Annotated in this window: 12 protein-coding genes; 8 read left to right on the top strand and 4 right to left on the bottom strand. The window is 68.3% G+C overall.

What is annotated here, in order from left to right:
* Positions 1-94: 94 nt before the first annotated feature.
* A complete protein-coding gene (locus G7Y85_RS09475) occupies positions 95-571 on the top strand; it encodes an Hsp20 family protein (RefSeq protein WP_166255452.1) in 477 nt (158 codons plus the stop codon).
* A gap of 124 nt (positions 572-695) precedes the next feature.
* On the opposite strand, the gene G7Y85_RS09470 is transcribed toward G7Y85_RS09475, so the two are convergent.
* Both G7Y85_RS09470 and G7Y85_RS09465 read right to left on the bottom strand, forming a co-directional pair.
* Complete coding sequence (locus tag G7Y85_RS09470) at positions 696-1,439, bottom strand: dienelactone hydrolase family protein (protein ID WP_166255449.1); 744 nt, start codon at positions 1,437-1,439, stop codon at positions 696-698.
* Positions 1,440-1,512: 73 nt separating this feature from the next.
* On the bottom strand, positions 1,513-2,154 hold the full coding sequence (locus G7Y85_RS09465; protein ID WP_166255446.1) for a TetR/AcrR family transcriptional regulator: 642 nt from the start codon (positions 2,152-2,154) through the stop codon (positions 1,513-1,515).
* A gap of 174 nt (positions 2,155-2,328) precedes the next feature.
* Here G7Y85_RS09465 and G7Y85_RS09460 point away from each other — a divergent pair, with 174 nt between their 5' ends.
* Both G7Y85_RS09460 and G7Y85_RS09455 read left to right on the top strand, forming a co-directional pair.
* Complete coding sequence (locus G7Y85_RS09460) at positions 2,329-3,474, top strand: efflux RND transporter periplasmic adaptor subunit (protein WP_166255443.1); 1,146 nt, start codon at positions 2,329-2,331, stop codon at positions 3,472-3,474.
* The gene (locus G7Y85_RS09455) at positions 3,471-6,560 is read left to right on the top strand and encodes an efflux RND transporter permease subunit (RefSeq protein ID WP_166255440.1); all 3,090 of its coding nucleotides are present in this window, start codon (positions 3,471-3,473) and stop codon (positions 6,558-6,560) included. Before G7Y85_RS09460 ends, G7Y85_RS09455 begins: the two co-directional genes overlap by 4 nt.
* 24 nt (positions 6,561-6,584) lie before the next feature.
* Here the strand turns inward: G7Y85_RS09455 and G7Y85_RS09450 are convergent, their stop codons facing one another.
* Both G7Y85_RS09450 and G7Y85_RS09445 read right to left on the bottom strand, forming a co-directional pair.
* Positions 6,585-7,286 carry a GDSL-type esterase/lipase family protein gene (locus tag G7Y85_RS09450; protein WP_166255437.1) on the bottom strand — a complete coding sequence of 234 codons (702 nt, stop codon included), beginning with the start codon at positions 7,284-7,286 and terminating at the stop codon, positions 6,585-6,587.
* 70 nt (positions 7,287-7,356) lie between these two features.
* On the bottom strand, positions 7,357-8,358 hold the full coding sequence (locus G7Y85_RS09445; RefSeq protein ID WP_166255434.1) for an AraC family transcriptional regulator: 1,002 nt from the start codon (positions 8,356-8,358) through the stop codon (positions 7,357-7,359).
* 113 nt (positions 8,359-8,471) lie between these two features.
* Here G7Y85_RS09445 and G7Y85_RS09440 point away from each other — a divergent pair, with 113 nt between their 5' ends.
* From G7Y85_RS09440 to G7Y85_RS09420, 5 genes are all read left to right on the top strand, one after another.
* On the top strand, positions 8,472-9,521 hold the full coding sequence (locus G7Y85_RS09440) for a fatty acid desaturase (protein ID WP_166255990.1): 1,050 nt from the start codon (positions 8,472-8,474) through the stop codon (positions 9,519-9,521).
* A gap of 208 nt (positions 9,522-9,729) precedes the next feature.
* On the top strand, positions 9,730-10,188 hold the full coding sequence (locus G7Y85_RS09435) for a (2Fe-2S)-binding protein (protein ID WP_166255431.1): 459 nt from the start codon (positions 9,730-9,732) through the stop codon (positions 10,186-10,188).
* A gap of 56 nt (positions 10,189-10,244) precedes the next feature.
* Complete coding sequence (locus tag G7Y85_RS09430; RefSeq protein WP_436286633.1) at positions 10,245-12,452, top strand: xanthine dehydrogenase family protein molybdopterin-binding subunit; 2,208 nt, start codon at positions 10,245-10,247, stop codon at positions 12,450-12,452.
* A 9-nt stretch (positions 12,453-12,461) separates the two neighbouring features.
* Entirely contained in the window at positions 12,462-13,454 is a 993-nt protein-coding gene (locus tag G7Y85_RS09425; protein ID WP_166255428.1) for an XdhC family protein, read from the top strand.
* Positions 13,455-13,464: 10 nt separating this feature from the next.
* The gene (locus G7Y85_RS09420) at positions 13,465-14,085 is read left to right on the top strand and encodes a nucleotidyltransferase family protein (protein WP_166255425.1); all 621 of its coding nucleotides are present in this window, start codon (positions 13,465-13,467) and stop codon (positions 14,083-14,085) included.
* Positions 14,086-14,154: the final 69 nt, after the last annotated feature.

Here is a 14,154-nt window from a genome sequence, read left to right as displayed (position 1 = left end):
TGAAAGCGCGCGGCCAGCGCCCAGATTGCGGATACCGGGGCGCCGATGTCCGGGCTCCGGAATTCGCAACTACGCTCTTCAGGAGGTTGTTCCCATGAGTACTGTCACCTTTGCCCCGCTGTTCCGTTCTTCGATCGGTTTCGACCGGTTCAGCGATCTGTTCGAGACCGCGCTTCGCAGTGAAGCCGGCAGCTCGTATCCCCCGTACAACGTCGAGAAGCACGGTGTCGATGACTACCGCATCGTCGTCGCGGCCGCCGGCTTCGCCGAAAGCGATATCGACATCCAGGTCGAGAAGGACGTGCTGACGATCGGCAGTGGCCGTCGCGACGCTGCCGAGACCGTGCAGTATCTGCATCAGGGCATTGCCCAGCGCGCGTTCAAGCTGTCGTTCCGGCTGGCCGACCACATCGAAGTGCGTGGCGCCTCGCTGAAGAACGGCCTGCTGAGCGTCGACCTCGTGCGTCGCGTGCCGGAAGCGGCCAAGCCGCGCCGCATCAGCATCGGCAGCGAACCGCTGACACAGCCGGCCGCCAACGCCAGCGTGACGGCAACGCAGAACGCGGCCTGAGCGGCGTTTCGCAAACTGCTGGCGACCGCCACGGTCGACAGCAAAAGAGGGCGCCGTCATGGCGCCCTCTTTTTTTGCCGGTGCCGCAATGGTTCCGGAAACGGGTCCGGATGAAACGGTGTCGCTAGCCCGATGATTTCAGCGTGTCGGCGAACAGCGCCGTCAGCGTTTGCCAGTGACGCTGGGTCGCGGCGGCGTCATGGACCGGCATGTCGCGCGGTGTCCAGCCGTGCCGGGCCTGATACGTCTCGACGCAATGGTCGACGCCGGCATCGCGCAGGGCGGCTTCGAGCCGCGCCTTCATGTCGTCAGGAAAGCCGGCGTCTTCGATCGCACCGGCGACATAGACGCGCGCCTTCATCTTCGCCGCGAGCCGATGCGGACTGCCCGCATCGTCGGTGGCCAGACGCCCGCCATGATAGGACGCGGCGGCGGCGATTTCGTCCGGATAGGTACCGGCAGCGGTCAAGGCCATGAAGCCCCCCATGCAGTAGCCGGTGACGCCGATGCCGCCGGCAGTCACATCGGGCTGCGCATGCAGGCAGTCGATGAACGCACGCGTGTCCGCCATCACCCGCGCCGGCGTGTTGTCGGCCATCAGCCGGCCCAAGGTGTTCTGCCGCAGTACTGGATCACCGAGCACGGTCCGCGGGTCCATCGGCTCGTAGACGCCGCTGCGCCAGAACAGGTCCGGCAGCAGTACCACATAGCCGTAGCCCGCCAGCTGATCGGCGATCTCGAACATCGCCGGCCGGATGCCGAGCGCGTCCATGTACATCAGCACGCCGGGGCCGGGACCGCCGGTCGGCGGGCGGAACAACCAGGCGCGGCAGTCGCCGTCGGCGGTCTTGATCTGGATTGGCGTCATGTCGGCGTCCGGCTGCTCTGCGTGAAATGTCAGGCTTCGAAAACGTCGCGGCGATGGAGTTCCGCTGCCAGCTTCAGCGACGTCCGCGTTTCTTTGCGGCGACCTCGATCGCAGGCGGTGCGAGCCGCCCGACGCTGGCGCGCCCCCGCAGCACCGGCAGGATCACGATGTCGTGATGGATTCTGGCGATCTCGCTGCCCGGCAAGGGCTCCGGCTGGCGCAGCCACCACGCCAGCAGTTCGATCGTGCCGCCGACCAGCAGACGCGTGGCGACTTCAACCGGCGGCCAGTCACCGGGTTGCGAGCGGACCGTCGCGAGATCCTGCGCGATGCGCAGGAATTCCTCGCGCAGCGCCGCCGCCGCACCGCCCGTCAAGAGCGTGGTCCACAAGGCGCGACGTTCGTCGACGTAGGCGCACACCGCGATGGAAGCCGCCATCTCGCTGCCCGCGTCCATGACCGGCAGGGTCAGGTCGACGAGACGGCGGATTTCCTCGGCCGCCAGTTCGTCAAGCAAGGCTTCCTTGGTCGGATGGTGGCGGAAGAATGTGGTGTAGCCGATACCCGCCGCGGCGACGATGTCGCGAATGCTGATCTGCTCGAGCGGCTTGCTTTCGAGCAGTTCCAGCATGGCCGCGCGCAGGGCTTCCCGGGTCCGGATCGCGCGTGCGTCGCGCGCCGTCGACAGGTGCGGGCTGTAAATCTTGTTTCCCATAGATATGAACTATACTATTTCATATATGGATGTGCCCCAAGGGCGCAGTCGTCGTGCCGGGCCCGCGTCGTCGTCGACGAGCCGCCGACCGCATGCTCCCCATGGGCGATCGCCATGCCGCTTTGCCTCCTCCTTGACCATGCAGCCGCGACGCACCGGGCCACCCAGAACAACATGACGCGACAGACCAGAATCATCGACGCCGGGCAGTCGGCAGATTGGCAGTACCCGCGGTCGCTGCGCTGCGTGGCGATGCTGGTGGCAGGGCTGCTCGTCACCGGTCTGTCGGCCTGCGGCGGCAAGGCGGCGCCGACGACCACGACACAGCCGGTGCTGACCGTCGAACTGGTGTCGCCCCGCCACGAGAGCTGGGCCGACACGCTGGTCGCCAGCGGCGAGATCGCAGCCTGGCAGGAAGCGAGCATCGATGCCGAGGTCGGCGGCGTGCGTCTCGACGAGGTGAAGGTCAATGTCGGCGATGCCGTGCACAAGGGGCAGCTGCTCGCGCGCTACAACGAAGACACGCTGCGCACCGATCTCGCACAACTGGACGCGGCGGTCGCCGAGGCGCGCGCCAACCTCGCCAGGGCGAAAAGCGACGCCGAGCGCGGACAGGGACTGACGGCGATCGGCGCCTTGCCGCAACAGACGCTCGATCTGTATCGCACGCAGGTCGATGTCACGAGCGCACAGCTGGCGTCGGCACAGGCGCGGCGCGAAGCGCAAGCCCTGCGTCTGCGTTACGCACGGGTCGTGGCGCCGGATGACGGCGTGATCTCGTCGCGCTCGGCCACCGTCGGCACGGTCAGCGTGATCGGTGCCGAGCTGTTTCGTCTGGTGCGCGACAACCGGCTCGAATGGCGCGCCGAAGTGCCGGCCGATTCGCTGGCGCATCTCAAGGCCGGAACCACGGCGGTGCTGCGCACGCTCGACGGCACGGCGGTCAGCGGCAGGCTGCGCCAGCTCTCGCCGATGGTCGACACCGGCACGCGCAACGGCATCGCCTATGTCGATCTGCCGGCCGGCAACCCGCTCGCCGCCGGCATGTACGTCACCGGCCGTTTCACGCTCGGCAAGCGCGATGCGCTGGTCGTCCCTGAATCGGCGGTCGTGCTCCGCGACGGCAGCAGCTATCTGATGATGGTCGATGCCCAGCATCGCGTGCACGCGCTCAAGGTCGACACCGGCCGGCGCCAGCAGGGCGCCATCGAAATTCTCGGCAGCCTCGATCCGGCGGCGCAGTTCGTGAAGTCCGGCGGCGCCTTCGTCAGCGACGGCAATCTCGTGCAGATCGCGGCGGCGACGGCGACCGCGCCATGAATTTTTCCGCCTGGGCGATTCACAAGCCGACGCCGTCGATCCTGCTGTTCATCATGATCACCGTCGGCGGACTGCTGGCCTTCCGCAGCCTCGGCGTCCAGAACTTTCCGGACATGGATTTTCCGTCGGTGATGGTGGCCGCGAGCATGCCCGGCGCCTCGCCGGTGCAGCTCGAGGCCGAAGTCGCACGGCCGATCGAGGATTCGATCGCGAGTGTCGGCGGTGTCCGCCACGTCACAACCACGATCAACGACGGCGTCGTCAACATGATGGTGGAGTTCTCGTTCGACCGGAACCTGTCGGACGCCGTCAACGATGTACGCGACGCGATCACGCGCATTCGCTCGAATCTGCCCAGCGAACTGCTGGAACCGATCGTCTCGCGCGTCAACATCGCCGGCATGCCGGTGCTGACCTACGCGGTATCGTCGCCGGACATGGACGAGGCCGATGTCTCGTGGCTGGTCGACGACACCATCAGCAAGGCGCTGCTGGAGGTCAACGGCGTCGCGCAGATCACCCGCCAGGGTGGCGTCACGCGCGAAGTCCGCGTCGAACTCGATCCGAACCGCTTGCAGGCCCTGAAGGTCACGGCCGGCGAAATCAGCAGCCAGCTGCGCAACATGCAGCAGGAAGCACCGGGCGGCCGCGGCGATCTCGGCGGACTGCAGCAGGCGGTACGCACGCTCGGCACGGTCGCCAGCGCCGCGGATCTCGCCGCGCTGTCGCTGCCGCTGGCCGACGGCCGGCGCCTGCAACTGTCGGAAGTCGCGAACGTGCGCGACACCTCGGCGGAACGCCATCAGCTGGCGTTGCTCGACGGCAAGCCGATCGTCAGCTTCGGCGTTGCGCGTGCACGCGGTGCCGATGAAGTCCGAACTGCGGAAAACGTGCGCGCCGTGGTCGCCCGGCTGCGCCAGGCCTATCCGCGCGTACGCATCGACGAGATCGCCAACACCGTCGATTTCAGCAAGTCCGAATACGACGCCGCGATGCGCGAGCTGTACGAGGGCGCGATCCTCGCCGTGCTGGTGGTGCTGCTGTTCCTGCGCAATGGCCGCGCGACCCTGGTCTCGGCCGTGGCCCTGCCGCTGTCGATCATTCCGACGTTCATCGTCATCGCGATCTGCGGCTATGCCCTCAACCTGCTGACCCTGCTGGCGCTGACCCTGGTGATCGGCATCCTCGTCGACGACGCGATCGTCGAGGTCGAGAACATCATGCGCCACCTGCAGCTCGGCAAGTCGCCCAAGCAGGCAGCGCTGGAAGCCGCCGACGAGATCGGTCTGGCGGTGATCGCAACCTCTCTGACGCTGGTCGCGGTGTTCCTGCCGACCGCTTTCGTCGGCGGCCTCACCGGGGCACTGTTCCGCCAGTTCGGGCTGACGGCCGCCGCCGCCGTGCTGTTCTCGCTGCTGGTCGCACGTCTGCTGACACCGATGATGGCGGCCTACTTCCTGAAGGCGCAGCCGCACACCGACCACGACGGCGCCCTGATGCGCCGCTATCTGCGAACCGTGCACTGGTGCCTCGAACATCCGGGCATCACCGTCACCGGTGCCGCTGCCGTGTTCGTCGGCTCGCTGCTGATGATCAGCCAGCTGCCGACGGCGTTCGTCAGCTCGCAGGACCCGTCGACGGCGGTCGCGATCATGACCGGTCCGCCCGGCAGCACGCTCGAACAGACCGCCGCGACCGCCGAACGCGCCCGTCTCGCCCTGATGAAGATTCCGGAAGTCAGCGGCGTCTACACGACGATCGGCGCCGGCGTGCAGACCGGCAATTTCACCGACAGCCTGGTCGGGGCGGAAGCACGCACCGCGCAGCTGACGGCCTTGCTGGTGCCGGAGTCGCAGCGTCATCGCAAGTACAACCAGATCCAGATCGCGATGCACGATCAGCTGGTCGGCATTCCCGGCGTGCACATCAGCATCGGTCGCGGCACGCCGGGCGAAAAGCTCGACCTGATGCTGACCGGCAACGAGCCGGCGACGCTGCTGAGTGCGGCACAGGCGGTCGAATCCGATCTGCGCACGCTGCCCGGCGTCGGCACCGTGACTTCGTCGGCGAGCCTGCTGCGCCCCGAGATCGTCATTCGGCCGGACTTCGCGCGCGCCGCCGAACTCGGCATCACCTCGGCGGCGATCGGCCAGGCGGTACGGGTCGCGACCACCGGCGACTACGACTTCAACCTGCCGCGGCTCAATCTTCCCGGCCGCCAGGTCTATGTGCGCGTGCAACTGGATCCGGCCTCGCGCAGCGATCCGGACATGGTGGCGCAGCTGCGCGTGAAGGGGAACAACGGCGCGGCGGTGCCGCTGGCGAACATCGCCCGCATCGGCATCGCCGACGGCCCGGCCGAAATCGACCGTTACGACCGCTACCGCTTCGTACGCCTGTCGGTCGACCTGCAGGGTCGGCCGATCGGCGATGTCCTCAAGGCGGCGGAGGCGCTGCCGTCGATGCGGCATCTGCCGCCCGGCGTACGCCTCGTGCCCTCCGGTCAGGTCGAGTACATGGCGGAAATGTTCGCCGGCTTCCTGCTCGCGATGCTGGCCGGCGTCTTCTGCGTCTACGCGGTGATGGTGCTGCTGTTCCACGACTTCGGCCAGCCGGCGACCGTGCTGGCCGCGCTGCCGCTGGCGTCGGCCGGCGCCCTCGGCCTGCTCTGGGTGTTCGGCTATTCGCTGTCGATGTCGGCGCTGATCGGCTTGCTGATGCTGGTCGGCATCGTGACCAAGAACTCCATCCTGCTCGTCGACTACGCGATCATGGCGCGCCGCGATCTCGGCATGAGCCGCACCGACGCCTTGATCGACGCCTGCCATAAACGCGCGCGACCGATCGTGATGACGACCGTCGCGATGACCGCCGGCATGATGCCGATCGCGCTCGGCTTCGACGGCGACGGCAGCTTCCGCGAGCCGATGGCGCTGGTCGTCATCGGCGGCCTGATCACCTCGACCGTGCTCAGCCTGCTGGTGGTGCCGGTCGTGTTCGAGATCATCGACGACATCAAGCAGAAACTGTTTTCACGCGGCGACGCAACCGACGATGCCATGCCCGCGGTCACCGAAACATCCTGAGCGGCGGAGCTGACGGCGCGAGGCTCAGGTTTTCAGCGCCGCGGCCACGGCCGCACGCGCGATCGGGCGCATTCGCCGGTAACCGGTATCGCTGAGATGCACGCCGTCGGTGGTGAAGGCGGCGTGCATGCCGCCATCCGGCGCTGCCAGCACGGCGTGGTAGTCGGCATGAACGAACCCGCGGCCGACGGCCAGCGCCCGCAGCCAGTGATTGAGTTCGACGACGCGCGCGGCGACGGCGTCGATCTCGCGGCGCCACGGCACCGTCGTCATCGGCGGAATGCTGCCGATGATCACACGCAACCCGTGCGCCTGCGCGAGCGCCACCATCGCCAGCATGTGATTCTGATAGTCCACCACCGTCGCCGGCCCCGTGTTGCCGGCGATGTCATTGGTGCCGGCCATCAGGTGCACGGCGCGCGGCGTCAGGCTCACGACATCGGCCATGAAGCGCAGCAGCATCTGCGGCGCGGTCTGACCGGCGATACCGCGATTGACGATGCCCCGCCCGAACATTGCCGGATCGGCGGCCTGCCACATTTCCGTGATCGAGTCGCCGAGAAACACCAGCTTCTGGGGCACGCCGTTCAGGCGGGCATTGGCGGCGCGGTAACGCCCGAGCGCAGGCCAGTCGTCCTCCGTGGCGAGTGCCACGCCGCTCAGGTCGTCGACCATGCCGGCGAGCGGCGAAGACCTGCGTGGCTCGGGGCGCATGGTTTCGTTCATGCCCGTCACGGTAGCCTCGGTCGATGAGCCGGAATTGAACGGCGCGATCGCGGCGGCCGCCGACTGCGCGTCAATCGCGCGCTTCGCGGAATTCCGTCGGCGTCACGCCGCACCAGCGCTTGAAGGCGCGCGCGAAGGCGCTGGCGTCGGCAAAGCCGAGCAGGAAGGTGATCTCGCCGATGCTGTAGCGCGGATTGCGCAAATACGAACACGCCAACTCCCGGCGCGCCTCTCCCAGCAACCGGGCGAATGTGGTGTCCTCGTCGGCGAGCTTGCGCTGCAGGCTGCGCAGACTCAGATGCAGGGCGTCGGCAACCTTCCGTGCCGAGGGCTCACCGGCCGGCAGCAATTCGATCAGGGCGGCGCGAACGTGGGCACGCAGATGGTCGCGGTCGAAACGCGACAGGTAGCGCAGCACGACTTCATCGTTGTGTCGCGCCAGTTCCGGGTTGGCGTCCGGCATCGCCCGCTCGAATGCCGCGCGCGGAAACCAGACGGCGTTGCGTGGGGCGCCGAACTCGATCGGACAGCGCAGCACCGCCTCGAAGCGGTCGACATGTGCCGGCGGCGGTCGGCGCAGCGCCACCCGCAGCGGCGAGAAATCGCGGCCGAGCTGGCTGCGACAGAAGCGCAGGAACAGGCTGATGAAGGCGTCGATCGACTCGGCGGCCGGCGTCACGCCGGCGACGTAGCCGACTTCAAATCGGTAGGCCTCCGCTTCGCATTCCAGCGTCAGCTCGGCGGCGTCGGTGACCAGCCGGAAATAGCGGACCATGCGCTCGAAGGCTTCGCGCAGCGTACCGCTGGCGATCAGGGCATAGCCGAGCGCGTGGAACGTGGTCTGCGTGACCTGCGTGGCGACCGAAAGGCCGAATGCGGAATCACCGGTCTCGCGCACCGCCAGTGCCCACAGCCGGGTGGTATTCGCCAGCGGATAGCGGGCATCGGGATCGGCCAGCGCGTTGATGTCGAGACCCGCCTCGGCGAACAGGCCGGCACCGTCGACGCCAGCCTGATCGAGCGCGCGGCGGATCGCCCTGCCCCAGCTGCTGAGTACGGTGGTTTGCGGCATTTGGCGCTTGCGGTCTGGCGTTTGGCGCGTTTCGTCGGGCGGTGCCGGAGGGCGCTGCCGACAATACGGTCGAGCAATTCTGATCGCCGGAGAATGAAGTGAGCGCAGCCCCCATGACAAGCGTCGCGGACGACGCCGAACGTGTCGCGACGATCAAGACGGCGATTCGCGCCGAGAGCGAGCGCGTGCGTGCGCGGCTGCCGTGGTTGCGGCACCAGGACGCGATCGGTGCCGCGATCATGGCGATTTCGGTGCTCGGCATGATCGTCAGCGGCTGGGCCTACGTCGCCGGTCTGATTCCGTGGTGGGTATGCGTCCCGGTGTCGGCGATCTTCGCGTCGTTCATCCACGAGCTCGAACACGATCTGATCCACACCCTGTACTTCCGCAAAAGTCCCGGCGCCTACCAGCTGATGATGGCACTGTGCTGGATCACGCGGCCGAGCACGGTCAGTCCGTGGACGCGCCGCCGCCTGCACCTGCACCACCACAAGTATTCGGGCACCGAATCCGATCTCGAGGAACGCGCGATCACCAACGGCGAACGCTGGGGCCTGCGCCGCCTGCTGATGACCGGCGACCACATGCTGGCGGTGCTGCTGCGGCCGGCGATGATGCGCGAGACCGTGAAGGCCTACATCAAGGCCCAGCAGCCGGGCTCGCGCGACGAGGTCGACATGCTGATTCGCGAACAGCGCCGCAGCTTCGTACCGCTGAGCCTCGTGCACTACGCGATCTGGTATCTGTTCCTCGGTTATCACGGCGTCTCGTTGGCGCTCGGCCTGGCCGGCATGCCGATCGAGACCTCGGCGTTCATGCAACTGGTCGACACGACCGTCGTGGTCTGGCTGGCGCCGAACGTGCTGCGCGTGTTCTGCCTGCACTTCGTCAGCTCGAACATGCATTACTACGGCGACATCGACACCCGCAACATCGTCCAGCAATGCCAGGTGCTGAACCCCTGGTGGCTGTGGCCGGCGCAGCTGTTCTGCTTCAACTTCGGCTCGACGCACGCGATTCATCACTTCGTCGTCAATCAGCCGTTCTACGTGCGCACGCTGACGATACGCGAAGCGCACCGCGTGATGCGCGAAAACGGCGTGCGCTTCAATGACGTCGGCGCGCTGCGTCGCGCGAACCGCTGGGGCGCCGCGCCGGCCTGAGCGCTGTTCCGGCACGACCGCGGCGGCGCAAGGCGGAGGCGGCCGCGCATCGGGCGCGCGCCGCTGGAGGCGCCGGGCAGGCATCGCCGCATCCCTGCAGGATTAGGCAAGACCGTGCGCTTTCCCGGCAGTTTCGGGCGCGTATGCTAGGCCCCTGCCCGGCCCGTCCGGGGCACGAGATCGCCAAGCCAGAAAGGGGGAGCAGCCGATGGTCACTTTCAAGCTCAATGGGGAAACGCGCGAAGTCGACGCCGATCCGAACACGCCACTGCTGTGGATCATCCGCGACGATCTCGGTCTGACCGGCACCAAATACGGCTGCGGCATCGCCCAGTGCGGCGCCTGCACCGTGCACTTCGAGGGCGCACCGGTGCGCTCGTGTTCGTTGCCGCTGGCCGCAGCCGCCGGCAAGAACATCACCACCATCGAAGGCCTGCAGTCGAAGGCCGCACAGGCCGTGCAGAAAGCCTGGATTTCGATGGATGTCGTGCAGTGCGGCTACTGCCAGTCCGGCCAGATCATGTCGGCGGTCGCGCTGCTGGAGCAGAACGCCAGACCCAGCGATGCCGATATCGACGGCGCCATGGCCGGCAACATCTGCCGCTGCGCGACCTATCAGCGCATCCGCGCGGCGATCCACGCCGCATCCGCCGAGCTGACGGCCTAGGCCAGGGAGAGACCATCATGATGCACATGCTCGATTCCGCCAGCCTCGCCGAATGGCTGCCCGACGACACGGATGCCGCCGATGGCGCCACCGGTTTCACCCGCCGCGGCTTTCTCAAGTCGGCCGCCGCCGCGGGCTTCGTGCTCGCCGTGCAGCTGCCGCTGGCGCGCAAGGCGTTCGCCGCCGCCGATGTCGGCATCGTGCCGCCCGGCGATTTCGCGCCGAACGCCTTCATCCGCATCGCGCCCGACAACACGGTGCTGTTCGTCATCAAGCATTTCGAAATGGGCCAGGGCGCGACGACCGGACTTGCGACCATCCTCGCCGAGGAGCTCGACGCCGACTGGTCGCAGGTGCGCACCGAATACGCGCCGGCCAACGCTGCGCTGTACGGCAACCCGATGGTCGGCGGCGCGCAAGGCACGGGCGGTTCGACCGCGATCGCCAATTCCTGGATGCAGATGCGCGAAGCGGGCGCGACGGCGCGGGCGATGCTGGTCGCGGCCGCCGCGCAGCGCTGGAAAGTGCCGGCCGACAAACTGACGGTCAGCAAAGGCGTGATCAGCGGTCCCGGCGGCAAGAAGGCAAGCTTCGGCGAACTCGCCGACGCGGCCGCGAAGCTGCCGGTGCCGACCGAGGTCGCGCTCAAGGACCCGAAGGATTTCGTGCTGGTCGGCAAGACCGCGACGCGACGCCTCGATTCGAAAGCCAAGAGCACCGGCACGGCAATGTTCACCATCGACGTGAAGCTGCCGGGCCTGCTGACCGCCGTGATCGCCAGGCCGCCGGCGTTCGGCGCCAGGCTGAAGAGTTTCGACGCCAAGGCCGCCAAGGCCGTCAAGGGCGTCACCGACGTCGTCGAGGTACCGGAAGGCGTCGCGGTGGTCGCCACCGGCATGTGGCCGGCGATGCAGGGCCGCAAGGCGCTGAAGCTCGACTGGGATCTGAGCGAAGCGGGGCCGAAGTCGACGGAGGCGATGTTCGCCGACTACAAGGCGCTGGCCGCCAAGGGGGGCGGCGTCACCGTGCAGCGCGCCGACGATCATGCTGCGCAGATGAAGAAGGCCGCGAAGACCATCGAGGCCGTCTACGAGTTTCCGTATCTCGCGCACGCGGCGATGGAACCGATGAACTGTGTCGCCTGGCTGCACGATGGCGTGCTCGAAACCTGGGGCGGCCACCAGTTCCCGACCTTCGACCACATGCTGGCTGCGAAAGCCGCGGACCTGCCGATGGACAAGGTCACGCTGCACACGCTGATCTCGGGCGGCAGCTTCGGCCGCCGCGCCAATTCGTGGTCGGACTTCACGGTCGAGGCGGTTCACGTCGCCAAGGCGATCAAGCGACCGGTGCCGGTGCGCGTGCAGCAGACCCGCGAGGACGACATGCGCGGCGGCCTGTACCGTCCGCAGTACGTGCACGCGGTGAAGGTCGGCCTCGGCGCCGACCAGCGGCCATTGGCCTGGCAGCACACGATCGTCGGTCAATCGATCATTGCGCCGACGCCGCTGGCCGGCGCGCTGATCAAGGACGGCGTCGACGAGACGACGGTCGAGGGCGTCTGGCCGACGCCGTACACGCTGCCGTCGCCGGACATCACCTTGCAGTCGCCGACGCAGGCGGTACGGCCGCTGTGGTGGCGCTCGGTCGGCAACACGCACACCGGGTTCGTGATGGAAACGATGATGGACGAGCTCGCCGCGGCCGCCGGTCAGGACCCGCTCGCGTTCCGCCTCGCGATGCTCAAGGATCAGCCGCGCTTCGCCGGCGTGCTCAAGCTCGCCGCCGAGAAGGCCGGCTGGGACCAGCCGCTGGCGAAGGGCAAGGCACGGGGGATCGCCGCGCAGTTCTCGTTCCACAGCTATGTCGCACAGGTCGCCGAAGTCAGCCTGACGGCGGACGGACGGCCGAAGGTCGAACGCGTGGTGGTCGCCGTCGATTGCGGCGTGCCGGTCAATCCGGACCAGATCGTCGCGCAGATGGAGGGCGGCGTCGGTTTCGCGCTGGCGGCGGCGCTGTACGGCGAGATCGAGATCGAAAACGGCACGCCGAAGCAGGGCAACTTCGACAGCTACCGCGTGCTGCGCATCAACGAGATGCCGAAAGTCGAGGTGCACATCGTGGCGAGCGGCGAGGCGCCGACCGGCGTCGGCGAACCCGGCGTGCCGCCGCTCGCACCGGCGGTTGCCAATGCGCTGGCGAAGCTGACCGGCCAGCGCGTGCGCCGCCTGCCGCTGTCGCGGACGACGTTCCGGCTCACGTAAAATCGGCGGATGGCGGATTCGACTTCCCTCGACGGCGACACAGCGCTGGCCTGGCCGGACTGGCCGGCCTACGCGCTGATCGACGATCTGCTGCCGACGCTGCAGCGTTGGGTCGCCGGCCGGCGCCGCTACGCGCTGGCGACGCTGATCGACGTCAGCGGCTCGGCGCCACGACCGGTCGGTTCGGAAATGGCGATCTGCGAAGACGGTGAAATCGCCGGCTATGTGTCCGGCGGCTGCGTCGAAGCCGCCGTGGCAACCGAAGCGCGCGCAGCGCTGATCGACGGCCAGCCACGCCTGCTCGATTACGGCGCCGGCAGTCCGGTGCTGGATCTGCAGCTGTCGTGCGGCGGTCGCATCCGCATCCTGGTCCGCGCCGTCGACGACGGCGCCGCGCATGTCGCGCAGCTGCAACAGGCCCGCATCGCGCGCCACCCGCTGTTCGCGACCATCGATCTGGCGTCCGGCGCCGCGCAATACAGCGACCGCGTCATGCGCGAGCCGGGACTGCACGACGCGCAGTTCATCAAACGCTATGACCCGCCGCTGCGGCTGGTGATCGTCGGCGGCGATCCGGTGGCGCTGGCGCTGCTGCGGCTCGCGCCGTCCTTCGGCCTCGAGACCGCACTGTTGCGGCCGCGCGGCCCCGAACGTTATCCCGACGACGAGCCGGCGCCCCGGTTCTACGATCGGCGCGGCATCGACACCGCGCTCGCCGCCGTGCAGCTCGACGCGCGCTGCGCGATCTACACGGTCTCGCACGATGCCGATACCGATCACGCCGTACTGGCGCACGCGCTGGGCTCGAACGCGTTCTGCATCGGCGCACTCGGCAGCCGCACCAAGGCACAACAGCGGCGCGAGCGCCTGCGCGCCGACGGCTTCGACGACGCCGCGCTCGCGCGCCTGCACACGCCGGCCGGCCTGAACATCGGTGCGCGCACGCCGCTGGAGATCGCGTTGTCGATACTCGGCCAGGTCGTTGCCGAACGCGGCCGCTGAACCGCAGCCGGTGCGCATCGCCGCGATCGTGCTCGCAGCCGGTCGTTCCCGCCGCTTCGGCCATGCCAACAAACTGCTCGCGCCTCTGCACGGCGAACCGCTGTGGTGGCGGACGCTGGACGCGGTTCGCGCATCGCGTGCACGGCCTGTCGTCATCGTGCTCGGCCATCAGCAGCGCCTGATGCGCCTGTCGCTGCAACGCTATCGCCGCCTGCGCCGCTGCGCCGCGCTGCCCTGCGTCGTCAACCGCGATTACCGCAGCGGCATGGCGGGCTCGCTGCAGCTCGGACTGGCCTCGCTGCCCGCGCGAGTCGACGGCGCACTGATCTGTCTCGGCGACATGCCCGGCGTCCGGCGCGAAAGCCTGGATCGCCTGTGCCGCGCGTACCGGCGCGGCGATGATGCGGCGCTGCCGGTGTGCGACGGCCAACGCGGCAATCCGGCGCTGCTCGGCCGGCCGCTGTTCGCCGCCGTTCGCCAGCAACTGCGACACGACGAGGGCGCGCGGCGCCTGATCGCAGGCGCCGCCGCCGTTCGCGAAGTGCGCGGCACGCGCGCCGACTTGCGGGATGTCGATACACGAGGCGACTGGCAGCGACTATTGCGCGGTCGGAACGCCGTGCGCGGCTGAGCCCCGGCGACGGCAAGGGCCCGCGTCATCCAGGGCCGGGCGCGGCGGCGCCGGCCACGGGCATCGGCG

Source organism: Solimonas terrae, assembly GCF_011067135.1.
In the GTDB taxonomy this organism is placed as follows: Bacteria; Pseudomonadota; Gammaproteobacteria; order Nevskiales; family Nevskiaceae; genus Solimonas; species Solimonas terrae.
Note: the sequence above shows the minus strand (reverse complement) of the source record. Positions and strands in the feature narration are given on the sequence as shown.